The organism is Paracoccus marinaquae, from assembly GCF_018860165.1.
In the GTDB taxonomy this organism is placed as follows: Bacteria; Pseudomonadota; Alphaproteobacteria; order Rhodobacterales; family Rhodobacteraceae; genus Paracoccus; species Paracoccus marinaquae.
The window spans coordinates 1-26,122 of sequence record NZ_JAHKNG010000045.1 but is presented as its reverse complement, the minus strand read 5'-3'; the positions used below and the strand labels follow the sequence as shown (position 1 = coordinate 26,122).

The 26,122-nt window shown below is 65.3% G+C and carries 27 protein-coding genes and 2 pseudogenes; 19 read left to right on the top strand and 10 right to left on the bottom strand.

The window, feature by feature from the left end:
* Positions 1-99: 99 nt before the first annotated feature.
* The 3 genes from istA to KNW02_RS17560 form a co-directional block, all read right to left on the bottom strand.
* Entirely contained in the window at positions 100-1,617 is a 1,518-nt protein-coding gene (istA, locus tag KNW02_RS17570) for an IS21 family transposase (RefSeq protein WP_216034537.1), read from the bottom strand.
* A gap of 253 nt (positions 1,618-1,870) precedes the next feature.
* Entirely contained in the window at positions 1,871-2,221 is a 351-nt protein-coding gene (locus KNW02_RS20955; protein ID WP_252734049.1) for a hypothetical protein, read from the bottom strand.
* 130 nt (positions 2,222-2,351) lie between these two features.
* Entirely contained in the window at positions 2,352-3,245 is an 894-nt protein-coding gene (locus KNW02_RS17560; protein ID WP_216034536.1) for a LysR family transcriptional regulator, read from the bottom strand.
* Between the two features lie 101 nt (positions 3,246-3,346).
* On the opposite strand from KNW02_RS17560, the gene KNW02_RS17555 reads away from it, so the two are divergent.
* The 7 genes and pseudogenes from KNW02_RS17555 to serB all read left to right on the top strand — a co-directional run bounded on the left by KNW02_RS17555 (position 3,347) and on the right by serB (position 9,991).
* Positions 3,347-3,760 (top strand): cupin domain-containing protein, encoded by a 414-nt coding sequence (locus tag KNW02_RS17555; RefSeq protein ID WP_216034535.1) that lies wholly within the window; start codon positions 3,347-3,349, stop codon positions 3,758-3,760.
* A gap of 96 nt (positions 3,761-3,856) precedes the next feature.
* Positions 3,857-4,667: pseudogene (locus KNW02_RS17550) on the top strand (IS5 family transposase).
* Between the two features lie 248 nt (positions 4,668-4,915).
* Entirely contained in the window at positions 4,916-6,061 is a 1,146-nt protein-coding gene (locus KNW02_RS17545; RefSeq protein WP_216034534.1) for a phosphoserine transaminase, read from the top strand.
* Positions 6,062-6,177: 116 nt separating this feature from the next.
* Positions 6,178-7,767, top strand: coding sequence for a phosphoglycerate dehydrogenase (serA, locus tag KNW02_RS17540; RefSeq protein ID WP_216034533.1), 1,590 nt, complete (start codon positions 6,178-6,180; stop codon positions 7,765-7,767).
* Between the two features lie 86 nt (positions 7,768-7,853).
* Positions 7,854-8,576 carry a metallophosphoesterase gene (locus tag KNW02_RS17535; RefSeq protein ID WP_216034532.1) on the top strand — a complete coding sequence of 241 codons (723 nt, stop codon included), beginning with the start codon at positions 7,854-7,856 and terminating at the stop codon, positions 8,574-8,576.
* A gap of 5 nt (positions 8,577-8,581) precedes the next feature.
* Entirely contained in the window at positions 8,582-9,043 is a 462-nt protein-coding gene (locus KNW02_RS17530) for a CreA family protein (protein ID WP_216034531.1), read from the top strand.
* 69 nt (positions 9,044-9,112) lie between these two features.
* Positions 9,113-9,991, top strand: a complete 879-nt coding sequence (gene serB, locus KNW02_RS17525; RefSeq protein ID WP_216034530.1) for a phosphoserine phosphatase SerB — start codon at positions 9,113-9,115, stop codon at positions 9,989-9,991.
* Here serB and KNW02_RS17520 read toward each other — a convergent pair.
* Positions 9,981-10,988: an NAD(P)H-dependent flavin oxidoreductase gene (locus KNW02_RS17520; RefSeq protein ID WP_252734048.1), complete on the bottom strand. Its 1,008-nt coding sequence runs from the start codon at positions 10,986-10,988 to the stop codon at positions 9,981-9,983. The two genes, serB and KNW02_RS17520, sit on opposite strands and share 11 nt — an antisense overlap.
* Positions 10,989-11,098: 110 nt before the next feature.
* Between KNW02_RS17520 and KNW02_RS17515 the strand changes: the two genes are divergently transcribed.
* The gene (locus KNW02_RS17515; RefSeq protein WP_216034538.1) at positions 11,099-11,857 is read left to right on the top strand and encodes a TSUP family transporter; all 759 of its coding nucleotides are present in this window, start codon (positions 11,099-11,101) and stop codon (positions 11,855-11,857) included.
* Positions 11,858-11,981: 124 nt separating this feature from the next.
* On the opposite strand, the gene KNW02_RS17510 is transcribed toward KNW02_RS17515, so the two are convergent.
* Entirely contained in the window at positions 11,982-12,968 is a 987-nt protein-coding gene (locus tag KNW02_RS17510; protein ID WP_348524763.1) for an asparaginase, read from the bottom strand.
* 152 nt (positions 12,969-13,120) lie between these two features.
* Here KNW02_RS17510 and KNW02_RS17505 point away from each other — a divergent pair, with 152 nt between their 5' ends.
* Positions 13,121-13,642, top strand: a complete 522-nt coding sequence (locus KNW02_RS17505; protein ID WP_216034527.1) for an invasion associated locus B family protein — start codon at positions 13,121-13,123, stop codon at positions 13,640-13,642.
* 133 nt (positions 13,643-13,775) lie between these two features.
* Positions 13,776-14,972 carry a dual-specificity RNA methyltransferase RlmN gene (gene rlmN, locus KNW02_RS17500; RefSeq protein ID WP_216034526.1) on the top strand — a complete coding sequence of 399 codons (1,197 nt, stop codon included), beginning with the start codon at positions 13,776-13,778 and terminating at the stop codon, positions 14,970-14,972.
* Here the strand turns inward: rlmN and KNW02_RS17495 are convergent.
* On the bottom strand, positions 14,945-15,448 hold the full coding sequence (locus KNW02_RS17495; RefSeq protein ID WP_216034525.1) for a MarR family winged helix-turn-helix transcriptional regulator: 504 nt from the start codon (positions 15,446-15,448) through the stop codon (positions 14,945-14,947). The genes rlmN and KNW02_RS17495 overlap by 28 nt on opposite strands.
* Positions 15,449-15,507: 59 nt before the next feature.
* On the opposite strand from KNW02_RS17495, the gene KNW02_RS17490 reads away from it, so the two are divergent.
* Complete coding sequence (locus KNW02_RS17490; RefSeq protein WP_216034524.1) at positions 15,508-16,464, top strand: DMT family transporter; 957 nt, start codon at positions 15,508-15,510, stop codon at positions 16,462-16,464.
* Here KNW02_RS17490 and KNW02_RS17485 read toward each other — a convergent pair.
* Entirely contained in the window at positions 16,401-17,234 is an 834-nt protein-coding gene (locus KNW02_RS17485; protein WP_216034523.1) for an LOG family protein, read from the bottom strand. The genes KNW02_RS17490 and KNW02_RS17485 overlap by 64 nt on opposite strands.
* A 104-nt stretch (positions 17,235-17,338) precedes the next feature.
* Here KNW02_RS17485 and dapD point away from each other — a divergent pair, with 104 nt between their 5' ends.
* The gene (dapD, locus tag KNW02_RS17480) at positions 17,339-18,160 is read left to right on the top strand and encodes a 2,3,4,5-tetrahydropyridine-2,6-dicarboxylate N-succinyltransferase (protein ID WP_216034522.1); all 822 of its coding nucleotides are present in this window, start codon (positions 17,339-17,341) and stop codon (positions 18,158-18,160) included.
* 9 nt (positions 18,161-18,169) lie between these two features.
* Positions 18,170-18,619, top strand: a complete 450-nt coding sequence (locus KNW02_RS17475) for a YaiI/YqxD family protein (protein ID WP_216034521.1) — start codon at positions 18,170-18,172, stop codon at positions 18,617-18,619.
* Here KNW02_RS17475 and KNW02_RS17470 read toward each other — a convergent pair.
* Positions 18,616-19,068: a hypothetical protein gene (locus KNW02_RS17470; RefSeq protein WP_216034520.1), complete on the bottom strand. Its 453-nt coding sequence runs from the start codon at positions 19,066-19,068 to the stop codon at positions 18,616-18,618. The two genes, KNW02_RS17475 and KNW02_RS17470, sit on opposite strands and share 4 nt — an antisense overlap.
* 123 nt (positions 19,069-19,191) lie before the next feature.
* On the opposite strand from KNW02_RS17470, the gene KNW02_RS17465 reads away from it, so the two are divergent.
* Complete coding sequence (locus KNW02_RS17465) at positions 19,192-19,635, top strand: MarR family winged helix-turn-helix transcriptional regulator (protein WP_216034519.1); 444 nt, start codon at positions 19,192-19,194, stop codon at positions 19,633-19,635.
* Here KNW02_RS17465 and KNW02_RS17460 read toward each other — a convergent pair.
* The gene (locus KNW02_RS17460; protein WP_216034518.1) at positions 19,632-20,432 is read right to left on the bottom strand and encodes a crotonase/enoyl-CoA hydratase family protein; all 801 of its coding nucleotides are present in this window, start codon (positions 20,430-20,432) and stop codon (positions 19,632-19,634) included. The two genes, KNW02_RS17465 and KNW02_RS17460, sit on opposite strands and share 4 nt — an antisense overlap.
* 153 nt (positions 20,433-20,585) lie before the next feature.
* Here KNW02_RS17460 and KNW02_RS17455 point away from each other — a divergent pair, with 153 nt between their 5' ends.
* The 5 genes from KNW02_RS17455 (at position 20,586) to KNW02_RS17435 (ending at position 25,189) form a co-directional block, all read left to right on the top strand.
* Positions 20,586-20,999: a DUF6636 domain-containing protein gene (locus KNW02_RS17455; protein ID WP_216034517.1), complete on the top strand. Its 414-nt coding sequence runs from the start codon at positions 20,586-20,588 to the stop codon at positions 20,997-20,999.
* A 190-nt stretch (positions 21,000-21,189) separates the two neighbouring features.
* The gene (locus KNW02_RS17450; RefSeq protein ID WP_216034516.1) at positions 21,190-22,596 is read left to right on the top strand and encodes a circularly permuted type 2 ATP-grasp protein; all 1,407 of its coding nucleotides are present in this window, start codon (positions 21,190-21,192) and stop codon (positions 22,594-22,596) included.
* 12 nt (positions 22,597-22,608) lie between these two features.
* Positions 22,609-23,568, top strand: coding sequence for an alpha-E domain-containing protein (locus KNW02_RS17445; RefSeq protein ID WP_216034515.1), 960 nt, complete (start codon positions 22,609-22,611; stop codon positions 23,566-23,568).
* Between the two features lie 12 nt (positions 23,569-23,580).
* Complete coding sequence (locus KNW02_RS17440) at positions 23,581-24,387, top strand: transglutaminase family protein (RefSeq protein ID WP_216034514.1); 807 nt, start codon at positions 23,581-23,583, stop codon at positions 24,385-24,387.
* A gap of 76 nt (positions 24,388-24,463) precedes the next feature.
* Complete coding sequence (locus tag KNW02_RS17435) at positions 24,464-25,189, top strand: proteasome-type protease (protein ID WP_216034513.1); 726 nt, start codon at positions 24,464-24,466, stop codon at positions 25,187-25,189.
* Positions 25,190-25,790: 601 nt separating this feature from the next.
* On the opposite strand, the pseudogene KNW02_RS17430 reads toward KNW02_RS17435, so the two are convergent.
* Positions 25,791-25,991 (bottom strand): annotated as a pseudogene (locus KNW02_RS17430) (transposase domain-containing protein); the annotation flags it as partial.
* Positions 25,992-26,122 lie beyond the last annotated feature (131 nt).

Genomic DNA, 26,122 nt, shown 5'->3' with positions numbered 1-26,122 from the left:
GGCCGAAACGTCCGGGAAGGGTTTGCGGCCCGCAACCAGTTCGCCATAATGTTCGGCGAGCGCTTCGCCGCTTGAGTATCTGAAACTGCATGGGCCGGATCAGATACACAGAGTTCCTGACACTCCCACGCCCTCCGCACCGCCAGACAGCAACCGCATGTAGGAGCGGGCCTCGGTCTTCTCGACCGTCGCCCTGGGCAGGTAGGGATAGCAATCCAGATCCAGCCGAGGTGGCCGGCGCTCGACCCGGCACAACAGCAGATGCTTCACCGCATCGAAGCCGATCGCCCCCATCTGCAGCGCCTGCCTCACGGCCGCATGCAGATCGGCCAGATCGAAGGTTTCCAGAAGCCGCAGAACCTGGACATATTCGCGCCGGCCCTGCCGGTTCATCCGCGCCTCCATCAGGCGGCGCAACGTGGCGAACTCCTCCGGCAGGTCCCAGCCCTGCAGCGGTGCCGCCTGATCCAGCGCATTGATCTTCTGCTCGATCAGCGGAAGGTAATGGATCGGGTCGAAGACAAGTTCGTCGCGATCCCAGCACCGGGGATGACGGGCGATCACCTCGCCCCGGCAGCCGATCACCACCTCATGGATATAGCCCCGGATCCAGACATCCTGATGGCCGTAAGCAACCGGCACCGAGTAATCATTGGTCTTGTAGCGCACGAGCGATTGCGACGAGACCCGGCCGTTGTCCTGATCGCAGGCATCGAACGGCGCCCCCGGGAGCGGGCGCATCTCGGCGAGGTCACGCTGCAGTCTTTCGCCGATCATCTCGCTCTCGCCGCGCAGAACGGCGTGCTGGCGCCGCTCGCATTGCTCCTCCAGCCACAGGTTGAATTCCTCCCAACTGGCAAACTCAGGCATCGGCACCATGAAGTTGCGGCGGCAATAGCCCACCAGACCCTCGACATTGCCTTTGTCGTTGCCCTTGCCCGGGCGGCCATAGCGATCCCGGATCAGGTAATGCGACAAGAAACCGCTGAACAGGGCGGCTCGCTTGCGCGTCCCGTCCGGCAGGATCTTCGCCACCAGGCACCGGTCGTTGTCGTAGAGCACAGACTGCGGAACCGCCCCGAAGAAGGCAAAGGCATGGATGTGGCCGTCCACCCAGGCCTCGGCCACCGCCGCAGGGTAGGCCCGCACATAGCACGCGTCGCTGTGCGGCAGGTCCAGCACGAAGAAGTGCGCCTTCTGCTCAACACCGCCAATCCGGACCAGAGCCTCACCAAAGTCGGCCTGCGCATGGCCAGGCGGATGCGACAGCGGCACAAACACTTCCTGCCCACGGCGTTCCCGCTCCCGAATGTAGTCCTTGATGATCGTATAGCCGCCGGTGAAGCCGCATTCCTCGCGCAGCCGGTCAAACACCCGCTTCGCCGTATGCCGCTGCTTGCGCGGCATGGTCCGGTCCGCCTCCAGCCAGCCCTCGATGATCGGAATGAACGGATCGAGCTTCGGTCGCCGCAACTCAGCCGTCCGCCGGTAGCCCGGCGGGACCGAAAAGGTCATCATCTTCGCAACCGTGTCACGCGAGATGTTGAACATCCGCGCTGCTGCCCGCTGGCTCATGCCTTCCGCGCAAGCCTGGCGAACTCTCAGATATAGGTCCACGCTGTAAATCCTCACGCCCTCCCTGCTGCCGCAGAAAGGGAATAGGTGGACGACTTTTACGCCGCCCGCAGCAGCACCATGCCGCCGCTAACGTGGACTAATTTCGCACCGCCGTTCTCAGATATGCGATTAAATCCTAACGGATTTCCCACCGCCGATCTTAAATTAATTTCCACGCGCACAGCGGAAAGATCTTGCGGCCCGACAAGGCCAGGGTCACCCATGGCTGGTCCTGCGCTTCCAGGGCGCGGGATCACCGTGTGTGCGATCCGGCCGGCTTCGACGCCCCGGGAAATCGACTGCGATACGATATCGACCACGCAATGCAGCCGTGGCTCTCAATGCCCCGGTCCAGTCGGAAAAGGCAGGGAGTCGTGTAGTGTGGTCCGAGTTGGTGGTGGTGTAATTTCCTCGGCTCTGCCGGCGTATCCGTCCCCACCGCAGCGATATGGGTCGGCCCTTTGACGTGTTCGTGCATGACCAGGGGCGAAAATGCCGAGGTGATCGAGATGATGACATTGGCCTCGGCACCCAGACGCGGCAGGTCGATTGCCTCGAAGGGCAGGCTGAGATCCGCGGCGGTTTCGGCCAGCCGGGTCAGCATCTGGGGATGGGGCTTCCAGCCGATCACTTTCTCGAACTGGTGCGCCGGAGAGGATGAAACTGAGAACAGCTATGCCATTGTAGATGCAATATGATTTTAGCAGTACGGCGCAGCCGTAATACTGGGGGCCTTACCCAATCAATGCTGTTCGCAATGCCGGGATGTCCGCCAGCACATGATCCACAAACGCTGCAATACGCGGGGTCCTACGCAGGTCAGGATGGGTGAGGAGATACCAGCTGCGATTCAGTTCCTCGACCGGTGGTAGAACCTGCACCAACGTCTCTTCCGCATCGCCAAGCGTTGTCGGCAGGGGCGCAACGCCAATGCCTGACTTCACCGCCGACAGCGTGCCGAGCATGCTGTTGTTGCGGTTGACGATGCGCGCGTCGGGCACGGCGACCGGGAGCCATTTCGCCGCGCGATGGTTCTGCATGATCCCGTCGAAGCCGATCATCGCATGCCCGGCGAGGTCGGTTATGTTCTGGGGCCGGCCGTGTTGCTGGATGTAACTTTTGCTCGCATAGATGGCCCAGACGGAATCGCAGATCTTGCGGCCGATGAGACGATCGTCGGTCGGCTCGCCTGAGCGAAACGCGACATCGGCCTCGCCCTTGGCAATGTCGAGATAGCGATCGCTGGTAACGAATTCGACCGATAGCCCCGGATATTGCTCGTAGAAGCGATCGAGCAAACCGGTTGCGACAATACGAGAAACGGTCGGCTCCGGGCAAGTCAGGCGGATGATCCCCTTGAGGTCAAGCTTCAGGGCCTGGATCTGGCGCTCCAGCATGCCAACCGCCGCTTCCACGGCGAGAACATTGTCGATCAGGGTCTCGCCGAGTTCGGACAGCCGGTAGCCTGTCGTGTGACGCTTCACCAGCGTCAGGCCGATGCGACTTTCCAGCTCGGTCAGTCTGCGATGCACCGTGGACTGGTTGACGCCAAGCGCTTTCGCGGCAGCAAGCGTGCTGCCGTGACGCGAAACGGCAATGAGGTGTCGCAGGTCGCTCCAGTCGAACATGGCGGCATTATGCACTTTTGCACGCGGCTTTTGCAGATTCTCTGCTGCCGGGCGCGTTGCGGTCTTGGTAAATTTCCTTCGATCAATTCGGGAGAAAAACCATGCACACCAAAAGCGACGTTAAAACCATGATCGCGGGCCTCACCGTCGGCCTGACGCGCAGCGCGCAGGACAGCGGCATGGCCAAGCTCACCCCCCTGCACCGGGAACTGGTACAGGGAATGCCGACGATGCCCGACCAAGAAGTGCGGGTGCTGTTCTCCACGTTGCTTCCGGGCGACGTCACACCTCATCATTCGCACCGCTTTCCGGTCACCGTCTACATGCTGGAGGGGGTCTTCACGCTGGAACTGGATGGGCGAGAGCCCGTGGAGGTCAAAGCGGGCGAGGTCTTCGTTGAGCCCGCAGGCGTCAGTATGACCGGGTTCAACAGGGGCGAAGTGCCTGCGCGGATGGTGCTCTTTTACGCCTGCGCTCCGGACGCCCCGTTCGCCGATCCCGCAAACAACGCCTGAGCCAATGACCTTCATGAGGTCACCTCGAAAAATTGCCCTGACCGGGTCGCTGAGTCAGGAATCAGTGGGAGTTGTGAGTGCTGACGGAGTGTGACGATGGCGCAAATGGGGTTCCTTGATCTTTCAGACCGCTACGCGAGTCTGGATGCCAAGCAGGACCCGCTGGTGGAGATCGACGCGGTCGTTTCCTGGGAGGAATTCCGCCCGATTGGCGCAGGCGGGGATGGTCGAGGCGCTGTTCCGGCAGTTCGACGGCTATCTGGCGCGGCAGGGCTATATCGCGCGGGGCGGGCAGATCCTGGATGCCTCCATCGTGCCGGTGCCGAAGAACCACAACACGCGGGATGAAAACCGGGCGATCAAGGCCGGCAAGGCGCGCGAGGTCCGGGCCGACAAACCGGTGAGGCGGTCGCAGAAGGATACGGGCGCCCGCTGGACTGGGAGACATGGCAAGAGCCTTTACGGCTACAAGACCCATGTGGACGTGGATCGCCAGCACGAACTGGTGCGCCGCTGCCATGTCAGCGACGCCGCGCGGCATGACAGCCAGATGGTGGATAACCTGCTGATGCGGGGCCGCACGGGTTCCGGCGTCTGGGCCGATCCCGCCTGTCGCTCCAGGGAGATGGAAGCCGGGCTGCGCGCCCGTGGCCCCAAGAGCCACATCCATCGCAAGGGCAGGCGGGGCAAGCCGCTCACCGAACAGGGGAGATCCAGCAATCGGGCCAGGTCCACCAGACGCGCCCGTGTCGAGCATGTCTACGGTGCGCAGGCGAACGGCATGGGCGGGACGCTGCTGCGCACCATCGGCATGGTGCGGGCGCAGGCGAAAATTGGGATGAAGAACCTCGCCTGCAGCAGGCGACACCTCGTCCGGCTACGTCGCCTCGATCCCTGCCCGGCGTGACTCGGGGCGCGCCGAAGCCAGGCTGGTGGCGGCGAAACCCGCAGCGGCCCGGCGGAACAGCCCCCGAAACCAATCCGAAGCACCCCGCCAAACCGCCTCAGGCGGGCTTCAGGCCGACAAACTGGCCCTCAGAAGCCAGAAACCGCGAAAAATCGAGGTGCCCTCTTGTGTTTTCCTCGGGGTTCTCGTACGGGCGTCCTTGGGACACCCCTCCCCAACGAGGGGCTTTTAGCTGGAAGGCTGAGGCAATGACCGATCTGACGATCCCGGCTGCGCGACCGGTGAATCCGCGTTTTTCATCTGGCCCCTGTGCCAAGTTTCCCCAATACAATCTGGACCTGCTTGCGGATGCCCCGCTTGGCCGCTCGCATCGTGCGGCTGTCGGCAAGGCCAGGCTGGCCGAGGCGATCGAGCTGACCCGCGAGGTTCTGGGCGTGCCCGCCGATTACCGGATCGGGATCGTGCCGGCCTCGGATACCGGTGCGGTCGAGATGGCGATGTGGACCATGCTGGGCGCGCGGCCGGTCGAGATGCTGGCCTGGGAAAGCTTCGGCGAGGGCTGGGTTACCGATGCGGTCAAGCAGCTGAAGCTGGACGCCACGGTGCGCAAGGCCGATTACGGCAGGATCGTGGATTTCGCCGAGGTGGATTTCGACCGTGACGTGGTCTTCACCTGGAACGGCACGACCTCGGGCGTGCGGGTGCCGAATGGCGATGCGATCCCGGCGGATCGTGCGGGCCTGACCATCTGCGACGCGACCAGCGCGGCCTTCGCCATGGACCTGCCCTGGGACAAGCTGGATGTCGTGACCTTCAGCTGGCAGAAGGTGCTGGGCGGTGAGGCCGCGCATGGCATGCTGATCCTGTCACCCCGCGCCGTCGAGCGGCTGGAAACCTATGTTCCCGACCGGCCCTTGCCGAAAATCTTCCGTCTGACCAAGGGCGGCAAGCTGATCGAGGGCATTTTCCGCGGCGAGACGATCAACACGCCATCGATGCTGGCGGTCGAGGATTACATCGTGGCGCTGAAATGGGCGCAGTCGATCGGCGGCCTTCAGGGTCTGATCGCGCGGGCCGATGCCAATGCCGCCGCCGTGCGGGATTTCATCGCGGACAAGGACTGGATCGCCGATCTGGCCGAGGACCCGGCGACGGCCTCGACCACCAGCGTCTGCCTGAAATTCACCGATCCGGCGATCAGGGACGGTGCCGCCTTTGCCAAGGCCGTCGCCAAGCGTCTGGAGAAGGAAGGCGTGGCACTGGATGCCGGGGCTTACCGCGACGCGCCTGCGGGCTTGCGGATCTGGTGCGGCTCGACCGTCGAGGCATCCGATGTGGCGGCCTTGATGCCGTGGATCGAATACGCCTATCGCGCCGAACTGGCCGCGCAGTAATTTGCGTCCCGCGAATGCCGGGGGCTGTCTGCCCCCGGACCCCCGAGGATATTTTCGTGAAGAAGAAGGCGCCGGCGCGGCTGAGGCCCGGGCGCTGAAACACAAGGATGAATGAGATGCCGAAGGTTCTCGTCTCCGACAAGCTGTCGGAAACCGCCGTCCAGATTTTCCGCGATCGTGGCGTCGAGGTGGATTACTTGCCCGATCTGGGCAAGGACAAGGACAGGCTGGCCGAGGTGATCGGCCAGTATGACGGGCTGGCGATCCGGTCCGCGACGAAGGTGACCGAGAAGCTGCTGGAAAACGCGGCCAATCTGAAGGTCGTCGGCCGCGCCGGAATCGGGGTCGACAATGTCGACATTCCGGCGGCCAGCAAGAAGGGCGTGATCGTGATGAACACGCCCTTCGGCAACAGCGTCACCACGGCCGAGCATGCCATCGCGATGATGTTCGCGGTCGCCCGGCAACTGCCCGAGGCAAGCGCCTCGACCCATGCCGGGAAGTGGGAGAAGAACCGCTTCATGGGGGTCGAGCTGTTCAACAAGACGCTGGGCGTGATCGGTGCGGGCAATATCGGCTCGATCGTCATCGACCGGGCGCATGGGCTGCACATGAAGGTGCTGGCCTATGATCCCTTCCTGTCGGAAGAGCGCGCCAGGGAAATCGGCGTCACCAAGGTCGAGCTGGACGACCTGCTGGCCAAGGCGGATTTCATCACCTTCCATGTGCCGCTGACCGACAAGACCCGCAACATCCTGTCGCGCGAGGCGATCGCCAGGCTGAAGCCGGGCGTGCGGATCATCAACTGCGCCCGCGGCGGGCTGGTCGACGAGGAGGCGCTGGCCGAGGCGCTGAAGGATGGCCGTGTCGCGGGTGCCGCCTTCGATGTCTTCGCGGTTGAGCCGGCTACCGACAGCCCGCTGTTCAACCTGCCGAACGTGGTGGTGACGCCGCATCTGGGCGCCTCGACCAGCGAGGCGCAGGAAAACGTCGCCATCCAGGTGGCCGAGCAGATGGCGGACTATCTGCTGACCGGCGCCGTGCAGAATGCGCTGAACATGCCGTCGGTGACCGCCGAAGAAGCCGCCGTCATGGGGCCGTGGATCGCACTGGCGGGGCATCTGGGCGCCTTTGTCGGGCAGATGACCGATGATCCGATCAAGGCGATCAACGTGCTGTATGATGGCAGCGTGTCGGAGATGAACCTGAACGCGCTGAACGCCGCCGTCATTGCCGGGGTGATGAAGGCCACCAATCCCGACGTGAACATGGTTTCGGCCCCGGTGATCGCGAAGGAACGCGGCATCCAGGTCTCGACCACCCGGCAGGACAAGGCCGGCACCTTCGAGGGTTACATCAAGCTGACCGTGGTGACCGAGCGGCGCGAGCGTTCGATCGCGGGCACGGTGTTCAGCGATGGCAAACCGCGCTTCATCCAGATCCGGGGCATCAATGTCGATGCCGAGATCGGCGAGCATATGCTGTATACCCGCAACAAGGACGTGCCGGGCGTGATCGGTGCCCTGGGGATGACGCTTGGCGATCTGGGGGTGAACATCGCGAACTTCACCCTTGGCCGCGCTGCCTCGGGCGATGATGCCATTGCCATCCTCTATCTGGACGAGCCGATCAGCGATGCGGCGCTGGCGGCGTTGCAGGGCACCGGCAAGTTCCTGCAGGCCCGCCGGCTGCAGTTCGAGGTCTGAGACCCTTTGGCGCGCCGCCCCGCCGGTGGCGCGCGCAACCCCGTCCGGGCCGATTTCCCTTGGCGGCCCGCACCCGGGAGGACTGAATGCGACTTTATGCGATCGGCGATGTCCACGGGCAGCTTGACCTGCTGACAGCCGCGCATGAGCGGGTGTTTCGCGATGGCGGGCGCGACGCGCCGATCGCGCATGTCGGTGACCTGATCGATCGCGGCCCGGAGTCGCGCGGCGTCGTGGAATATCTGCTGCAGGGGCAGATCGCGGGCCGGCCCTGGGTCGTGACCCGGGGCAATCACGACCGTTTCCTGCCGAAGTTCCTGCACCAGCCGGACTGGATCGATCCGGGGCTGAGTTCGGCGCGACACTGGCTTGACCACCCCAGTCTCGGGGCGGCCGAGACGCTGGCCTCTTACGGGCTGGACCCGGCTCTGCCGCGCGAGAGGCTGCATGCCGAGGCGCTGCGCGCGGTGCCCGCGGCGCATGTGGATTTCCTGGCTTCGCTGCCCCTGTGGTTTTTGCATGAGCAGGCCCTTGTCGTTCATGCCGGGATCCGGCCGGGGGTCGGGCTTGAGGCGCAGGTCGAGCATGACCTGGTCTGGATCCGCAAGGGTTTTCTGGACAGCGAGGTGGATCACGGCAGACTGGTGGTGCATGGCCATACCGCCATCCGGACCGCCACCCTCTATCACAACCGGTTGAACATCGACGGTGGTGCGGCTTATGGCCGGCCGCTCTGTGCGGTTGTGATCGAGGATCGGGTGGTGCATCTTCTGACCGATGCGGGCCGGGCGCCCCTGTTGCCGGAGTAGCGGAAATGCTTCGCGGAATTCTTCCTGTCCTCTGTCTTGTGCCGCTGGCCGGTCACGGCGATGAGGTTGGCCGTGCCGATGTCGACTGGATCGGCAATGATATCGTCATCGAGGCGGTGCGCGATTCCGAAGTCGGCGGCGTGACCTGTCACCTGGCCTATTTCGAGCGTTCGGTTCTTGACCGTCTGAGCCAGGGAAACTGGTTCGAGGATCCCTCGAACAGCGCCATCGAATGTGTCCGGACCGGCCCGGTCGACCTGGGCGGCATCCGCCGAGGCCCCGAAGGCGAGGACGTGTTCAGCGAGGGCCGCTCGCTGATCTTCAAGTCCTTGCGGATCAAGCGCATCTATGACGAGGAAAGTCAGGTACTGATCTATCTCGCCCATGCCAGCGAGGTGACGGAAGGATCGGCGAAGATGGCGATCTCGACGGTTTCCGTAGCCGATGCCCGAATGCCCGGCGACTGATCGCGGCACCGGCGCAAGAGAATACCATCGCCCCGATCCCGGGCGCAGCTTCTGGAAGGACCCCATCCCATGTTCACCGTCTCGCTGATCGCCGCGCCGGCACAGGCCAATCTGGAAAGCGCGCTGCTTGACGGGCTGGCCCGGAGTTGGGACGGCGGCGCGCCGCGCTGGCTGGATCCGGGCGTCGCCGGTGAGTTCGACATCGAGGCGATGCCTGCGGAGGCCGATCAGGTCTGGGCCGATCTGCAGACCATCGGCATCGATCTTGCCATCCAGCCCACGGCCGGGCGGCGCAAGTCGATCCTGCTGGCCGACATGGATTCGACCATGATCGGCCAGGAATGCATCGACGAGTTGGCTGACATGGCCGGCGTGGGGCCGCGGGTCGCCGCGATCACCGCCCGGGCCATGAATGGTGAGCTGAATTTCCACGAGGCGCTGATCGAGCGCGTCGGCCTCTTGGCCGGGTTGGGGGAATCGGTGATCGGAGAGGTGTTGCGGACACGGATCACGCTGGCCCGGGGCGGGCGCGAACTGGTCGCCACGATGCGCGCCAATGGCGGCTATGCGGCGCTGGTTTCGGGCGGGTTCACCGCCTTTACCGGCCCGGTCGCGGCGCAGCTTGGCTTTGACGAGGAACGCGCCAATACGCTTCTGTCCGAGGATGGTGTCCTGACCGGCCATGTGGCCCTGCCGGTGCTGGGGCGCGAGGCCAAGGTTGAGGCGCTGCACGAGATCAGCGCCGCCCGCGGGGTGACGCCTGCCCAGGTGATCGCGGTGGGCGACGGGGCCAATGATCTGGGGATGCTGCAACTGGCCGGCGCCGGGGTGGCGCTGCATGCCAAGCCGGCGGTCGCGGCGCAGGCAAAGCTGCGCATCAACCATGGCGATCTGACCGCGCTGCTCTATCTGCAGGGCTATCGCGCGGCCGAATTCGTCACGGGCTGAGCGCGGCCACCGTCTGGGCGGCCGGCCGCGCCACCGCCTGCGCAGCACCGGTGCCGGCCCAGAAGGCACCCCAACCCGTCTCGCCCGTGGCAAGCGCCGCCGCGTTCAGCGCCTTGCCGGCGTCATAGGCGACCGGATAATCGGGCGCGTCCGCGCCGTCGATCGCGGTGAACCGGTTGGCCATCCCCCGCGCCAACCGGCCCGAGATCGCGCGCGTTATCACCGTCTCGCCCGAGGCCATCGCGGCGCGATGCGCCGCCGAAGTCGCCGCTTCGGGCGCCTGCAGGAAGGCGGTGCCGCATTGTACCGCGACCGCGCCGGCGGCGATGGCCGCGCGCGCATCGTCACGGGTCATGATTGCGCCCGCCGCGATCAGCGGCAGGCCAATCCCCGCCAGTTGCCGCACGAGCGCGAGGGTGTCCAGCCGCGCATCCGCTGCCTCCGGATCGAACGTGCCCCGGTGACCGCCCGCCTGCCAGCCCTGCGCCACGATCCCGTCCAGCCCGGCCGCCGCGATCGCCCGGCCCTCGGGCAGGCTGGTTGCGGTCGCCAGCAGCACGGCGCCGGTGCCGCGCAGGGCCTGCAATTGCGCCGCCTCCGGCAGGCCGAAGTGAAAACTGATGACCTGCGGGCGCAAATCGATCAGCAGCCGCAGCATCGGATCGTTCACCCGGAAGCTTTGATAGATCTCGGACAAGGTCGCCGGCGGCTCGGCGCCGAAACGCTGGAATTCGGGGCGCAGCCGTTCGAGCCAGGCCGCCTCGCGCCGGGGATCGCGCCGGGCCGGAGCATGACAGAACAGATTGACCGCGAAGGGCTGCCCGGTCAGCGCGGCGGTCTGGGCGATGGCCTTGGCCGCGGCCGAGACATCCAGCGCCCCGAGGGCAACCGAGCCAAGCCCGCCCGCCTCGCAGACCGCCGCCGCCAGCGCGGGCGTCGAGGTGCCGGCCATCGGCGCCTGTATGACGGCGTGTTTCAAATCCAGCGTCCCGATCATTGCCCTCTCCACCATCCATCCCGTGCAAATATCCCACGACGAGCGGGGGGCGTGAAACCCCCGATCGCCGGGTTCTTTACTTGTCCGGCCAGAAGGCGCATGGCGCGCTGATGTTCGACCTGACGCTCGAGATCGCCCTGCTTCTGGTCGCCGCCGGCTTTGCGGCCGGCTTCATCGATTCCATTGCCGGGGGTGGAGGGCTGATCACCGTGCCCGCCCTGTTGCTGGCCGGGGTGCCCCCCGCGCAGGCGCTGGCGACGAACAAGGTGCAGGGCATGTTCGGCGCCGCCACGGCGGCGTTCAGCTATGCCGCGCGCGGGCTGGTTGATCTGCGGTCGCAATGGCGCGCGGCGCTGGTGGCGGCGGCCGGCGGCGTTCTTGGTGCGGCGCTGGTCAACCAACTGCCGGCGCAGGCGCTGCAACTGGTCCTGCCGGTGCTGCTGATCGGCATCGCCGCCTTTTTCGCCTTCAGGCCGGGACTGAACGATCTGGACCGGGCGCGGCGAATCGGGCCGGGTCTGTTCACGCTGACAATCGTGCCGCTGATCGGGTTCTATGACGGGCTCCTCGGGCCGGGGGCGGGGTCGTTCTACATGATCGCCTTCGTCAGCCTGTCCGGTTATGGCGTGCTGAAGGCCACCGCCCATACCAAGCTTCTGAACCTGTTCTCGAATCTCGGCGGATTGCTGACCTTTGCGCTGATCGGCGAGCCGCTGTGGCTGCTGGGGCTGCTGATGGGGCTGGCGCAGATCACCGGGGCGGGCCTGGGGGCAAGGCTTGCGGCGCGGATCGGGGCGCGGTTGATCAAACCGCTGCTGGTCGTCACCTCGATGGCATTGGCATTACGGCTGATCTGGCAAATGCTGTAGCCACGGGAAGGCCGACGCCCGCTCTGCCAAGGGGCGCCGGCCGATCTTGTCCCCGAGAGACGGTTTGGGGGCGCCGCCCTCGCGCGCCCATTCAAGCAGAAAACTGAATCGGAATCGTGACGAATCAGGACGGAAACCCGCGCGCCCGACGCATTTCGCCGGTCACCAGACCGCGCCAGTTCCGGATCGGCCCGGTGAGAAAGCGCGAGACCGCCGGGTCGGCCGCCTCCAGAGCGCCCAGGTGCAGAAGGATCGCGGTGATCGCCGCCTCGCTGGCGCGGGTCGCGCCATCGGTGATCTTCACCGCCACGCCCAGCCCCTGATCGGGCAGGATCGCGACGAAAACGCCCTCGGCCCCGGTCTTGACCGCGGCACTTCCGCGCATCGCCCGCATCAGGACCGTGCAGGCCCGGCCTTCGCCGGCCACCAGTTCGGGATGGGCGCGCATGGCGTCGACCAGTTGGCGCATCGCCCGGCCGCGCCGGTCGCCGCCGGGGCGGGCAAAGGCCGCCATCGCCCGGGCCAGCCCCTCGAGCGAGCAGGACCAGTTCGGGGCCGAGCAGCCGTCGATGCCATGGCCGGGGCTGGTCTCGCCGGTGACCTCCTCGAAGGTCTGCTTCACCGCGCGCTGGGCCGGATGATCGGGCGCGACATAGTCCGGCCCGCCGCGCAGGTGCCGGTTCAGTGTCAGAAAGCCCGCATGCTTGCCCGAACAGTTGTTGTGAAACTGGCAGGGCGGCTGATCCGAACAGGTCAGGCGCCGGTTCTCGTCGCGGTCGCGCGGCATATGGGCGCCGCAGCGCAGGTCCGGCTCGGTCAGGTTCAGGCCGTCAAGCCAGCCGGCCACGGCCTCGACATGGATCCGCCCGCCGCTGTGGCTGCCGCAGGCCAACGCCAGTTGCCGGCTGGTCAGGCCTGCGGCCTCTGCCGCGCCGCTCTCGATCAGGGGCAGCGCCTGGACCATCTTGCAGGAGGATCGCGGAAAGACGATCCGCGACGGATCGCCCCAGGCCTCGACGACGCCCTTGTCGTCGCAGATCACCGCATGCCCGCGATGCAGGCTTTCACGCTGACCGCCGCGCCACAACTCGACCAGTTTGGCTGATCGCACTGCTATCCTCCCTGACAATTGCGCGATTTTCTGCCTTGCGCTCTTTTTCATGTGGTGATTTTGGCTATCCTGATCGCAGATGGTTGAAAAGACCACGGCAATCGGGAACAACGCCCGACGAGGCGGCGAATGGAATGGCAGGAGGCCAGAGCATGAATATCACCACGTTGCGCGGCATGGCGGCCATCGCGGCTCTGACGGCAGGGCTGGGCACGGCGGTTGCGCAGGAATCGACCAATGTCGTGGCGACCGAGGGCGACTGGACCGTCTTTGCGGCCGAAAGCCCCAAGGAATGCTGGGCGGTGTCGCCGCCGAAGTCGACGCTGAACACCCGCGACGGCAAGGAGGTCGAGGTGACGCGGGGCGATATCCGCCTCTATGTCGCCTTCCGGCCGGGCCAGAATGGCGAGGTTTCCTTCAGCGGCGGTTATCCGTTCGCGCCGGATTCGACCGTCGAGGTCGATGTGGGCGGGCAGAAGTTCAGCCTGTTCACCGAGGGCGAGAACGCCTGGACCGGAAGCCCGAGCGAGGATCAGAAGCTGATCGGGGCGCTGCGCGCGGGGTCGAGCGCGGTGGTCACCGGACGCTCGTCGCGCGGGACGACCACCAAGGACACGTTCAGCCTGTCGGGGATCACCTCGGCGACGAACACCGCGCAGGGGCGCTGCAAGTAGGCCGGACGGGCGGGGGGCGGCCCCCACCCCGCCGCATCCTGGGTGCGGTGGCTGCCACGGATGACAAGGCCGGTTGAATTGCCGGCCGGTTTGGCGTATCTGCGGGACCTTCTTACGCAAGCCCGGTTGAACCATGTCCGCTCCGATCACGCAGGATCTCCTGACCATTCCCCGCAAGCTGCCCGAGGGCGGGCGGACGAATATCGTCGGGCTGACCCGGGAACAACTGCGTCTGGCCCTGATCGAGGCCGGCACGCCCGAGCGCCAGGCGAAGATGCGGGTCGGGCAGATCTGGCAATGGGTCTATCACTGGGGTCTGCGCGATTTTGCCGAGATGACCAATCTGGCCAAGGATTACCGGGCGCTGTTGGCCGAGACATTCGAGGTCGCCCTGCCCGAGGTGGTCACGCGGCAGGTCAGCGCCGACGGGACACGGAAATACCTGCTGCGCATCGCCGGCGGGCATGAGGTCGAGACGGTCTATATCCCCGAGGAGGGGCGCGGGACGCTCTGCGTGTCCAGCCAGGTGGGCTGCACGCTGACCTGCTCCTTCTGCCATACCGGCACGCAGAAGCTGGTGCGCAACCTGACCCCGGGCGAGATCGTCGGCCAGCTGATGGTGGCGCGCGACGATCTGGGCGAATGGCCGGTTCCCGGCGCCCCCAAAGACGAGACCCGGCTGGTCAGCAACATGGTGCTGATGGGCATGGGCGAGCCCCTGTACAATTTCGAGGGTGTGCGCGACGCGATGAAGGTGGTGATGGATGGCGAGGGCCTGAGCCTCAGCCGCCGCCGGATCACCCTCTCGACCAGCGGCGTCGTCCCCGAGATCGCCCGCACCGCCGAAGAAATCGGTTGCCTGCTGGCGGTCAGCTTTCACGCCACCACCGACGAGGTGCGCGACCGGCTGGTGCCGATCAACAAGCGCTGGAACATCGAGACGCTGCTGGGCGCGCTGCGCGACTATCCGCGGCTGTCGAACAGCGAACGCATCACCTTTGAATATGTCATGCTGGACGGCGTGAACGACAGCGACGCGGATGCGCGCCGGCTGGTCAAGCTGATCCGTGGCATCCCGGCCAAGATCAACCTGATCCCCTTCAACGAATGGCCCGGCGCCCCCTACAAGCGGTCAAGCTGGGAGCGGATCGAGGCCTTCGCCGATATCGTCCACAAGGCCGGTTATGCCAGCCCGATCCGCACCCCGCGCGGCGAGGACATCATGGCCGCCTGCGGGCAGTTGAAATCCGCGACCGAGCGCGGGCGGAAGACCCGTGCCCAGATCGCCGCCGAGGCCGGCAGTCAATCGGTGGCGAACAGCCCGGCATAAAGCCTTTTCAGCAGATCGTTCAGCAGCACCTGCTCGTCCTCGCCCAGTGATGACAACAGCCGCGTTTCATTTTCCGCGTGCCGGACCACGGCCATTTCGACCATCTCCAGCCCGTGATCCGTCAGGCCGACCAGCACGCCGCGCCGGTCCGCCGGATTGGGCAGGCGCTCGATCAGGCTGCGTTTCTGCATCCGGTCCAGCCGCGCCGTCATGCCGCCCGAGGTCAGCATCATCGCCTCGTAAAGCTGTGTCGGGCTGAGCCGGTAGGGTGCGCCCGACCGGCGCAGCGTCGCCAGCACGTCGAATTCGCCCTGTTGCAGGCCAATCTCCGCGAATAGCGGCGTCATCTGGTCACGGTCCAGCCGGGCGACCAGTTCGAACATGCGCCCGAAGACCTCCATCGCGGTCACGTCCATTCCGGGCATTTCCTGCCGCCACTGGGCGGCGGCGCGCGCGGCGCGATCCTGTTCAGGCATATATCTTGACATCAAGTTACTTTGTGTAAAGATAGTATCCGAACAAGAAGGATTCCGCAATGCGTATTCCAACCCTGCCGGGCAATGGCACGGGAATGACCCTGCTTTGCCTGATGATAACCGGCTCGGCACTGGCCGTGACCATCCTGATCTCGGGCGCGGCGGCCGATGCCGGCACGCCCATGCTGTGGTTCCTGACCGCCGTTCTGGCGCTGTCCGGTCTGGTTCAACTGGCGGCGATTGCACCGAGCTTGCGCTTGCGCGACCTGGTCCGGCTGTTGCCCTATTCGCTGGGGGCGGGGGCCTTCATGGTGGTTCCCTCTGCACTGGGTTACCTGGCGGTGGCGCATGTGGGGGCGGGTTATATTTCGCTCAGCTTCGCCTTCCCGATCCTGCTGACATGGGCGCTGGCGCGGATCATGGGGATCGAGCCGCGCGACCGGCGGCGGGCATTGGGCGTGCTGTTGGGGCTGGCCGGGGGGCTGCTGCTGGCGGCGTCGAAATTCGGCATGATCGACGGCGGCGCAATCGGCTGGCTGATCGCGGCGACGGCCATGCCGGTGATCGTGGCGTTGGGCAATATCTATCGCAGCCGCTACTGGCCCCGGGGCGCGGGTGCGGCGCTGCTGTCACCGCTGATGCTGCTGGCAGGCGCGGCGCTGATCCTGCCGCTGGCCCTGTGGCTGGAAGGCAGCCCGGCGCCTCTTTGGACCGGGGCTGGTCTGCGGCTTCTGCTGATCGTGGATGTCGCGGTCTTCGTGGTGCAGTACTACGCCTATTTCACGCTGCAGCGGATCGGCGGGCCGGTCACGCTGTCGCTGATCGGGCCGGTGGCCGCGCTGGTTGGCAGTGGTGCTGCGGTTTGGCTCTTTGGCGAGGCGCTGCCCGGCGGCTTCGTGCTGGCTGGGCTGCTGGTCGCGGCGGGCACGGTGCTGATGCTGCGCCGTCCCCCTCAGTCGCAGGGTTCTTTCCAGGCATCGACGATCCCGACCGCCTCGTCCGCCGTCTCGACATAGTGGAACAGGTCCAGGTCGCTCTCGCTGATGGTGCCGGCCTTGGCCAGGGCCTGCCAGTTGATCACCTCGTCCCAGAACTCGGCCCCGAACAGCAGGATCGGGATGCGTTTCATCCGCCCGGTCTGGACCAGGGTCAGGGTCTCGAACAGCTCGTCCATGGTGCCGAAGCCGCCGGGGAAGATCGTCACCGCGCGGGCGCGCATCAGGAAATGCATCTTGCGGATGGCGAAATAGTGGAAGTTGAAGCACAGATCCGGCGTCACATAGGGGTTCGGCGCCTGTTCATGCGGCAGCACGATGCCAAGGCCGATGGACTGGCCGCCGGCCTCGTCCGCGCCCATGTTCCCGGCCTCCATCACGCCCGGCCCGCCGCCGGTGCAGATCACGAATTCGCGGCCATAGGTCCTGAGGCTGCGCTCGGTCATCGCCCGGGCAAAGCGGCGGGCTTCGTCGTAATAGCCCGACAGCGCGGCCAGGGCCGGGGTGCGCGCCTGATCCGCATGCTCGGGGGCCGGGATGCGCGCGCCGCCGAACATCACCACCGTCGATTCGATGCCGCGTTCGTCCATCACCATCTGCGGCTTCAGCAGTTCCAGCTGCAGCCGCACCGGCCGCAACTCCTCGCGCAGCAGGAAGTCGCGGTCGGTGAAGGCCAGCCGGTAGGCGGGCGCCCGGGTCTGCACCGTGTCGGCGATCCGGTCGGCGCGGGTCGCGTCCTCGTCGCTGTGCGGAAAGGGGTGAACGCGGTCGCGATCGTCGCTCTGGGTCATCGAAGCCTCATTCGGCGCGCGCGGATTGCGCGGGCTTTCCATGACGCTTATAGCCCTGACGTGACAGTTTCCACCCGGACCCGAAAGATCAAGGAGAGGCCGCAATGACCCAAGCTCTGGAACATGCCATCGAAACCGCGTGGGAAAACCGCGACGGGATCACCAGCGCGACGAAGGGCGAGGTCCGCGAAGCCATCGAGGAGACGCTGAACCGGCTGGATACCGGCGCGCTGCGCGTGGCCGAGAAGCGCGGCAATGACTGGCATGTGAACCAGTGGGCCAAGAAGGCGGTGTTGCTGTCCTTCCGCCTGAACGACATGGAACAGATGCCGGGCGGTCCGCAGGGGGCGACCTGGTGGGACAAGGTGCCCTCGAAATTCGTCGGCTGGGGCGACAACCAGTGGCGCGCCGCGGGCTTTCGCGCCGTGCCGGGTTCGATCGTGCGGCATTCGGCCTTCATCGCCAAGGGCGCGGTGCTGATGCCGTCCTTCGTGAACCTGGGCGCCCATGTCGGCGAGGGCACGATGGTCGACACCTGGGCCACGGTCGGATCCTGCGCGCAGATCGGCCGGAACGTGCATCTGTCGGGCGGCGTCGGCATCGGCGGCGTGCTGGAGCCCCTGCAGGCCGGCCCGACGATCATCGAGGACGACTGCTTCATCGGCGCCCGCTCCGAAGTGGTCGAGGGCTGCATCGTGCGCGAGGGCTCGGTCCTGGGGATGGGCGTGTTCATCGGCCAGTCCACCAAGATCGTCGACCGCGAGACCGGCGAGGTCATGTATGGCGAGGTGCCGGCGGGATCGGTCGTGGTCGCGGGTTCGATGCCGTCGAAGAACGGTGTCAGCCTCTATTGCGCGGTGATCGTCAAGCGGGTGGATGCCAAGACCCGCTCGAAGACCTCGATCAACGATCTTCTGCGCGACTGACCGGCGCGCGTGGTCACGCTTTACATCGACGCCGATGCCTGCCCGGTCAAGGCCGAGGCCGAGCGCGTGGCCACGCGGTTGCGCGTGCCGATGGTGCTGGTCTGCAATGGCGGGCTGCGGGTGCCGGCGAATCCGCTGGTGACGCTGAAGATCGTGGCCGAGGGGCCGGACGAGGCCGACAAGTGGATCGCGGAACAATGCGGGCCGGGCGACGTGGTGGTGACCGCCGATCTGCCGCTGGCGGATCGCTGTCTCAAGGCCGGCGCGCGGGTGTTGCAGCATGACGGCGAGGTTCTGACCGAGGCCAATATCGGCCCGCGCCTCGCCACCCGCGACCTGATGAGCGACCTGCGCGCCGCCAATCCCTTCATGCAGGGCGGCGGCGCGGCATTTTCCAGGGCGGACCGGTCCCGGTTCCTGCAGGCGCTGGACAGGGCGCTGACGGCGGCGCGCCCTTAACCCGCCGCGGCGGGTAAGCGGCGCCCGCGCGTGAGCCGCAACCCGTCGCGCATGCTGAGCCCCAGCAGCGAGATATTCACCGCCCCGGCAAGCAGTTCCAGCACCTGAACGGCATAGAAGAGTGTGTCGAAGTCCCGTGCCTCGGCCTTCGCGGCCAGAAACAGGGCCGAGGGAATCAGGACCAGCAGCCCATTGGCCGCGATGAACGGCATTCGGCGCTGCTTGCGTGCGATCAGGCCGCCCTTGCGCCGGCCTGCCCGGCGCATGCCGGTGATCCCGGTCGCGGCGAGGGCGGGAATGAGGATGATGAAACCCCAGGGGATCGTGGTCTTGACCGTGACGACCTGCGCCATGGTTCCGAACAACTCGCTGACAACGGTCGAGGACCAGAACAGCGCAATGATGACGAGGGCAGCGCATCCGGCGATGGGGTGAAGGCTGCGTGGCATACCGATTCTCCATAGCTTGCTATGTTTATGGGTGCGAGCGGGCCGATCCGCGACTCGCCTGAGAGATAAGAATAGCATGCTATTAAAATATTGTATAGCATGCTGTGTATGCTATGAGGCGATATGGCATTCTCACGGAACGACTCGCCCGGCTATCTGACCAATCATCTGGCGCGGCTGTTCGCGGCCGGGCTGCAAAGCCGGATCAAGCCCCTCGGACTGTCGACCGGCATCTTTCCGATCATGCTGTGCCTGTGGGAAAAGGACGGCCAGACCCAGCGTGATCTGGTCGTCAAGGTCGGGATCGAGCAGGCGACGCTGGCGAACTCGCTGTCACGGATGGAGCGTGACAGGCTGATCGAACGCCACGGCGACGACGAGGATGGCCGGATCAAGCGTAACTGGCTGACCGAGCGGGGCAAGTCGCTGCGCGACCCGGCCATCGCCGCCGCCATGGCCCAGAACACCGAGGCGCTGCACGGCCTTTCCCCAGAAGAGCGGGCCGAGTTTCTGCGGCTGCTGAAAAAGATGGTCGCAACCTTTGGCGCCGATGCGCGGCCGGCCTAGGATTCGGGTTTGATCTTGTTTGCGGTGCCCTTGGCAAAAGCCTCCAGCCGCGCCTTTGCCGCCTCTTGCGTGTTGACCACGCCCGCGACCACCGCCTCGGCATAGGCGGCGTCCAGCGCGCTCATGTTCTGCATGTGGCTGATGGCCGAACAGATGGCGAAATTCGACAGCGGCGGGTTCTGCGCGGCACTGCGGGCGATGTCCCACGCCTTGGCCTCGGCATCCTCGACCAGATACTGGCACAGGCCCACATCCACCGCCTCCTGCCCGCGATAGAGGCGCCCCGACAGCATCATGTCGATCATCCGTGCCTTGCCGATCAGATCGGCCACGCGGATCGTCGCGCCACCACCGGTGAACAACCCGCGCTGCCCCTCGGGCAGGCCGAAATAGGTATCCGGCCCCGCCACCCGGATATGCGCGGCCGAGGCCAGTTCCAGCCCGCCGCCGACGACCGCGCCCTTCAGCACCGCGATCACCGGCACGCCACCATATTCCATCTTGTTGAACGCCTCGTGCCAGCGCAGGCAGACATGCATGAAATCGCTGGCCGAGCGGTTCTCGCGGTGATGTTCGACCAGATCCAGCCCGGCGCTGAAATGATCGCCGTTGGCGCGCAGGATCGCCGCCTTCACACCGGCGCGGGGCAGGGTGGCGAAGATCTCGACCAGTTCGTCGATGGTGGCCAGATCCAGCGCGTTGCGCTTGTCCGGGCGGTTCAGGGTGACCTGGGCGATGCCATCATCATCCAGTGCAAGAAGAATGTTCTTCAGTCGCAGATCGGAAATGTCGCGCATTCTGTCCTCGTCCGGCGGGTTGTGGACTGGATAGCGTGCCAGCTTGCCGGGGTCGAGGCATACCGCAGGGACCCGCGCCTTGCGCGGACTTCATTGACCGATGATCCGCCGACAGGCATCCTTTCCGCATCCGGAAATGGTCACGAGGGTCCAATGGTTTTCAGACCGCTTACCGTCTGTCTTGCGATGCTGGCCGCGCCCGCAGGCGCGGAGGTGTTCACCTTTGAAACGCCCTCGGGCAATATCGACTGCTCGGTCGGGATTGAGCAGGGAACCTCGGATATCCAGTGCATCATTCATGACCGCAGCGGCGATCCCGCCCTGCCCAGGCCCGCGGACTGCAAGGCAGCCTGGGGGCATCATTTCTCGACGCTCAGCAGCGGGCGCGTCACCATGGCCTGCGGCGGTCCGGGCCAGAACCTGAAAATGTTCGAGGTGGCGGGATATGGCGTCACCTCGGCCGACTGGAACGGGATCAGTTGCAGCTCGACCAGGCAGGGGCTGGATTGCCGCAATGCCGATGGCCACGGCTTCTTCCTGTCGCGACAGGTGCAACGGGTCTATTGAGGGACGCGCGCGCGGCCAAGCGTCGGCTGGCCATGTCTGATGCCGGCGCAGGCACCGGGATATGCCCGAAAATTAGGCAGTTGTGACCTGGCATTGGGCAGCAAGGGCCGGCCCGGGACGATTTCTGTTGGCGGAATGGACAGCAGGCAGTGATTGCCAGGATCATGGCCTCGGGTTCCGGAGAGTCGCGATGTTCTATAACGAGATGTTCGAAGGCAGCGAGGTGCGCGCGCCCTATGCGATGCTGTCGGACTGGGTGGACACCATGCCCGCCGACATGCGGCAGATGAAGCAGGCCGAGGCCGAGGCGCTTTTCCGCCGGATCGGTATCACCTTCGCCGTCTATGGCGAGGGCGGCGACCCGGACCGGCTGATCCCCTTCGACATGATGCCGCGCGTCTTTCTGCAAGGCGAATGGCGCCGGCTCGAACGCGGGATCAAGCAGCGGGCGCGGGCGCTGAATGCCTTTCTGCGCGATGTCTATTCGCGCGGCGAGATCATCCGCGCGGGCCGCATCCCGGCGCGTCTGGTCTATCAGAACGCGGCCTATGAAAAGGCGGTGGTGGGCTTCGTGCCCCCACGCGGGGTGTTCTCGCATATTGTCGGCATCGATATCGTGCGCACCGGGCGGGACGATTTTCATGTCCTCGAGGATAATTGCCGCACCCCCTCGGGTGTCAGTTACATGCTTGAGAACCGCGAGATCATGATGCGGATGTTTCCAGCGCTGTTTCGCAACAACCGGATCGAGCCGGTGGACCAGTATCCAGAAATCCTGCGCCGCACGCTGGCCTCGGTTGCGCCGGCGAAATGCGCGGACGAGCCGACCGTGGTGATCCTGACGCCGGGGCATTTCAACAGCGCCTATTACGAGCACAGCTTTCTGGCCAATCTGATGGGGGTCGAACTGGTCGAGGGCAACGATCTGTTCGTCGATGCCGGGCTTGTCTACATGCGCACGACCGAGGGGCCAAAGCGCGTCGATGTCATCTATCGCCGGATCGACGATCCGTTCCTTGACCCGTTGTGCTTTCGCAAGGATTCGATGCTGGGCGTGCCGGGGCTGATGGATGTGTACCGCTCGGGCGGGGTGGCGATCGCCTCGGCGCCGGGGGCGGGGGTGGCCGATGACAAGGCAGTCTATACCTATGTCCCCGAGATGATCCGCTTTTATCTGGGTGAGGAGCCGCTTTTGCAGAACGTCCCGACCTGGACGCTGTGGAAGGAGGACGACTATAAATACGTCATGGCCAATCTGGCGGATCTGGTGGTCAAGGAGGTTCACGGCTCGGGCGGCTACGGGATGCTGATCGGACCCAAGGCCAGCAAGGATGAGATCGCCAGATTCGCCGATCTCATTCGCGCCAATCCTGACAACTACATCGCCCAGCCGACGCTGGCGCTGTCCACCAGCCCGACCTTCGTGGCCGAAGGGGTCGCGCCCCGCCATGTCGATCTGCGGCCCTTCTGCCTGTGCGGCGACCGGCTTGAACTGGTGCCGGGCGGGTTGACGCGGGTTGCCCTGCGCGAGGGATCGCTGGTGGTGAACTCGTCGCAGGGCGGCGGGGTCAAGGACACCTGGGTTCTGTCGGAATAAGGAGGTCCCGCCATGCTTTGCCGCACCGCCGCCAACCTGTTCTGGATGGGCCGCCATCTGGAACGTGCCGAAACCGCCGCGCGCCTTCTGGACGTGGGCGCCCGGATGACGCTTCTGCCCAATACCGAGGCCGGGTATCGCAACGAATGGGAATCGCTGCTGCGCGCGGCGGGGTCGCAGCATAGCTTCGCCGGCAGTTACGGCGACAGCATCACCCAGGAAAACATCGAATCCTGGCTGTTCTTCGACAAGGAAAACCCCTCCTCGGTCACCTCCTGCCTGGAACAGGCGCGCGAGGGCGGGCGGATCGTGCGCACGGCCCTGACCAGCCAGGTCTGGGACGCGCTGAATGTCGCCTTTCAGGAATTGCGCGACCTCTCGCGCCGGTTGCGCAGCCAGGTCGACACCTCCATGCTGACCGATTTCACCACCCGCCACGGCGCCACGGTGCGGGGCGCGATCAACGCCAGCCAGTTGCGCAATGACGGCTGGCATTTCATCAATCTGGGCTATTCGCTCGAGCGCGCGGACGCGACCTCGCGGCTGCTGGACGTGAAATATTTCGTGCTGCTGCCCCGGATCGAGTTCATCGGTTCGGGCCTCGACAATTACCAATGGCAGGTGATCCTGCGCGCGCTGTCGGCGCACCGGGCCTTCCACTGGGCCTATGGTGGCGAGATCACCGCGGGCAAGGTGGCGGATTTCCTGATCCTGAACGGGGAAAGCCCGCGCTCGCTGCTGAGTTCGCTTTACGAAGCGGTCTGGAACCTTGACCGGCTGACCCGGCGCTATGGCGAGGCTGTGCCGGCCTCGGCCTCGGCCCTGGCGCATGAGACGCTTGAACGGCTCATGGCGCATGACATCGACGCGATCTTCGATGAAGGGCTGCACGAGTTCCTGTCATGGTTCATCGGCGAGATCGGCAGTATTTCGGATGCGGTCCATGACGACTATTTCAGCGGCCGGATGTAGGAGGGCGCGCCGATGAAACTGAAAATCCTGCATGAAACCAGTTACAGCTATGACGCCCCGATCGAGGCGCTGGCACAAAGCCTGCGGCTGACCCCTTCCGTGCATGAAGGGCAAAGGGTCGGGGAATGGCGCATCTCGGTGTCGGGCGGGCAGCGCGGCGCGGGGTTCCGCGACGGCGCCGGGGATTGGGTCGAGGGCTGGACCGTGCGCGGGCCGATCGACAAGGTGGTGGTGACGATTCAGGGCCTGATCGAAACCCGCGATACCGCCGGCGTCCTGCGCGGCCATCGCGAGACGATCAACCCGCTGGTCTATATGCGCAGCACCCCCGCGACCCGCAGCAACGACGCCCTCCAGGCCCTGGCCCATTCCGTCAAGGGCGAGGATGGACTGGATCTGGCGCACGAACTCTCGGCCGCGGTTCATGGCGCCATCGCCTATGTGCCGGGCGCGACCGAGGTCTGGACTTCGGCGGCCGAGGCCCTGGCACTGGGGCAGGGTGTCTGTCAGGATCACGCCCATGCCCTGATCGCCTGCGCCCGCGCGCGCGGCCTGCCTGCGCGCTATGTTTCGGGCTATCTGCATTCCAACCTCGACGGCACGCCCCATGATGCCGCCCATGCCTGGGCGGAAATCCATGTCGGCACGCTGGGCTGGGTCGGCTTCGACGCCGCCAATGCCTGCTGCCCGGATGATCGCTATATCCGGCTGGGCTCGGGCTATGACGCGCCGGATGCGGCGCCCGTGCGCGGCATGGCCTTCGGTCCCAGCAGGGAAAGCCTGGACGTGCGGGTGCATGTCGAGGAAATCCAGCAATGACCGGAACCTGCCCGGCTTGCGGCAAACGCGGCCCAAGGTTAACCCTGTCGGGTGGATATGCCAACGGGCGGGACCGATGACCTATTGTGTCGGGCTGAAACTGGATGCGGGCCTGGTCCTGCTGTCGGATAGCCGCACCAATGCGGGGCTCGACAACATCTCGACCTATCGCAAGATGTTCTTCTTTGAAGAGCCGGGCGAACGGGTGATCGTCGTCACCACGGCGGGCAGCCTGTCGGTGACGCAGACCACAATGGCACGCCTGCAGGAGGCGATCGACGATCCCGATTCGGACGAGACGACCTCGATCATGCAGGCCGGCTCGATGCTGCAGGTGGCGACCATCATCGGCGCCACGCTGCACCGCACCTGCCGCGAGATCGCCGAGCAGACCCGCGAGCTGAACCAGCAGGCCAGCGCCAGCATGATCGTCGCGGGCCAGCGCCGGGACGGTGAGATGCGGATGTTCCTGATCTATCCGCAGGGCAATTTCATCATGGCGACCGAGGACACGCCGTTCCTGCAGATCGGCGAACATAAATACGGCAAGCCGATCCTCGACCGGGTGGTGACGCCCGAAACCAGCCTTGCCGACGCGCAGAAGGCGGTGCTGCTGTCGATGGATTCGACCCTGCGCTCGAACCTGTCGGTGGGGATGCCGCTGGATCTGGCGGTCGTCGAAAGGGACGACCTGCGCGTCTCGCACCGACGCCGCATCCTTGAGGGCGATCCGGCCTTCATGGAAATGTCCGCCGCCTGGTCGGCAGCCCTGCGCGACAGCTTCGGGAAGGTCACGATATAGGTGTCTGAGCCCGGGGTTTGCTGGGGCCTCTTTCTACGGTATGGAAGGAGGCCCTGTGAGGCAGGTTCGTCACGGGAGCACGGCGAAGACGCACGAGATCATCCGAGTATCCAGAACCTGGGGAAAAGCATCCTACAGGGTCGTGCTGCGGGGCGCACGCGCGTTCGCGCAGCGGGTTATGGCAGGAAATGAACGCATATCAACACGCTAGACTGTCCGTGGCGCCGATGATGGATTGGAAATATTTTATTTGAAAAAAAACAGTGCCTTGTCTGACATTGTGCGCAGATGATGTTCACATTCTGATCGCAAGATATCGTGTTCTGACGTGCTGTGGCGCGGCTCGCCTGTCAGCTTTTTTGGATGACTGGATGGGTTGGCATTGACGACAATCAGCGGCGGTTCATGCTGCCGCGAATGCCGTGACAACGTCTCTTCCAATGCGGCGATCTCGTGGCCGGTGAGCCTCGATAGCCCGAAGTGCCGACGGTAAAGGTGCTGACATGACCAATCCTCATTGACCGAAGGGAATCACGATCAGCGCTTCAGCGGAGGCCCAAACGATTCAGGGGTATCCGTCCGGCGTGCCCGCCGTTGACGTTCAACTTGGCTGCCAGTTCCAAGGTGCGAGTTCGTCGATGCGGTTGATCTTGTGATCGGCGATGTGGGTCAGCACCCAGGTCAGCCAGGCTTCCGGATCGACGCCGTTCATGCGTGCGGTTTCGATAAGGGAATAGGCGATTGCGGCAGCCTTTCCGCCACCTTCGGAGCCCATGAAGAGATAATTCTTCCTTCCGAGAGTCAGCGTGTTGATTGCCACTGAGAATTGACCCGGCATTGTCACCGAGATCTGACCCACCCGGTTGTTATGTTCTGCGCGTCATGTTGGCGTCAATGCAGATGTCTCCTTTCGTTTCTTTTTCGCCGTCTCGG

What these genes read in the sequence shown, in the direction of transcription:
- KNW02_RS17495 (WP_216034525.1), bottom strand. Translation starts at nt 15,448, where the DNA reads ATGCCTGAACAGGATCGCGCCGCGCGCGCCGCCGCCCAGTGGCGGCAG.
- serA (WP_216034533.1), top strand. Translation starts at nt 6,178, where the DNA reads ATGCCGAAGGTTCTCGTCTCCGACAAGCTGTCGGAAACCGCCGTCCAG.
- serB (WP_216034530.1), top strand. Translation starts at nt 9,113, where the DNA reads ATGTTCACCGTCTCGCTGATCGCCGCGCCGGCACAGGCCAATCTGGAA.
- KNW02_RS17465 (WP_216034519.1), top strand. Translation starts at nt 19,192, where the DNA reads ATGGCATTCTCACGGAACGACTCGCCCGGCTATCTGACCAATCATCTG.
- KNW02_RS17485 (WP_216034523.1), bottom strand. Translation starts at nt 17,234, where the DNA reads ATGACCCAGAGCGACGATCGCGACCGCGTTCACCCCTTTCCGCACAGC.
- KNW02_RS20955 (WP_252734049.1), bottom strand. Translation starts at nt 2,221, where the DNA reads ATGCTGACCCGGCTGGCCGAAACCGCCGCGGATCTCAGCCTGCCCTTC.
- KNW02_RS17535 (WP_216034532.1), top strand. Translation starts at nt 7,854, where the DNA reads ATGCGACTTTATGCGATCGGCGATGTCCACGGGCAGCTTGACCTGCTG.
- KNW02_RS17470 (WP_216034520.1), bottom strand. Translation starts at nt 19,068, where the DNA reads ATGCCACGCAGCCTTCACCCCATCGCCGGATGCGCTGCCCTCGTCATC.
- rlmN (WP_216034526.1), top strand. Translation starts at nt 13,776, where the DNA reads ATGTCCGCTCCGATCACGCAGGATCTCCTGACCATTCCCCGCAAGCTG.
- KNW02_RS17490 (WP_216034524.1), top strand. Translation starts at nt 15,508, where the DNA reads ATGCGTATTCCAACCCTGCCGGGCAATGGCACGGGAATGACCCTGCTT.
- KNW02_RS17505 (WP_216034527.1), top strand. Translation starts at nt 13,121, where the DNA reads ATGAATATCACCACGTTGCGCGGCATGGCGGCCATCGCGGCTCTGACG.
- KNW02_RS17545 (WP_216034534.1), top strand. Translation starts at nt 4,916, where the DNA reads ATGACCGATCTGACGATCCCGGCTGCGCGACCGGTGAATCCGCGTTTT.
- KNW02_RS17455 (WP_216034517.1), top strand. Translation starts at nt 20,586, where the DNA reads ATGGTTTTCAGACCGCTTACCGTCTGTCTTGCGATGCTGGCCGCGCCC.
- KNW02_RS17450 (WP_216034516.1), top strand. Translation starts at nt 21,190, where the DNA reads ATGTTCTATAACGAGATGTTCGAAGGCAGCGAGGTGCGCGCGCCCTAT.
- KNW02_RS17520 (WP_252734048.1), bottom strand. Translation starts at nt 10,988, where the DNA reads ATGATCGGGACGCTGGATTTGAAACACGCCGTCATACAGGCGCCGATG.
- KNW02_RS17555 (WP_216034535.1), top strand. Translation starts at nt 3,347, where the DNA reads ATGCACACCAAAAGCGACGTTAAAACCATGATCGCGGGCCTCACCGTC.
- KNW02_RS17515 (WP_216034538.1), top strand. Translation starts at nt 11,099, where the DNA reads ATGTTCGACCTGACGCTCGAGATCGCCCTGCTTCTGGTCGCCGCCGGC.
- dapD (WP_216034522.1), top strand. Translation starts at nt 17,339, where the DNA reads ATGACCCAAGCTCTGGAACATGCCATCGAAACCGCGTGGGAAAACCGC.
- KNW02_RS17560 (WP_216034536.1), bottom strand. Translation starts at nt 3,245, where the DNA reads ATGTTCGACTGGAGCGACCTGCGACACCTCATTGCCGTTTCGCGTCAC.
- KNW02_RS17435 (WP_216034513.1), top strand. Translation starts at nt 24,464, where the DNA reads ATGACCTATTGTGTCGGGCTGAAACTGGATGCGGGCCTGGTCCTGCTG.
- KNW02_RS17460 (WP_216034518.1), bottom strand. Translation starts at nt 20,432, where the DNA reads ATGCGCGACATTTCCGATCTGCGACTGAAGAACATTCTTCTTGCACTG.
- KNW02_RS17530 (WP_216034531.1), top strand. Translation starts at nt 8,582, where the DNA reads ATGCTTCGCGGAATTCTTCCTGTCCTCTGTCTTGTGCCGCTGGCCGGT.
- KNW02_RS17440 (WP_216034514.1), top strand. Translation starts at nt 23,581, where the DNA reads ATGAAACTGAAAATCCTGCATGAAACCAGTTACAGCTATGACGCCCCG.
- KNW02_RS17445 (WP_216034515.1), top strand. Translation starts at nt 22,609, where the DNA reads ATGCTTTGCCGCACCGCCGCCAACCTGTTCTGGATGGGCCGCCATCTG.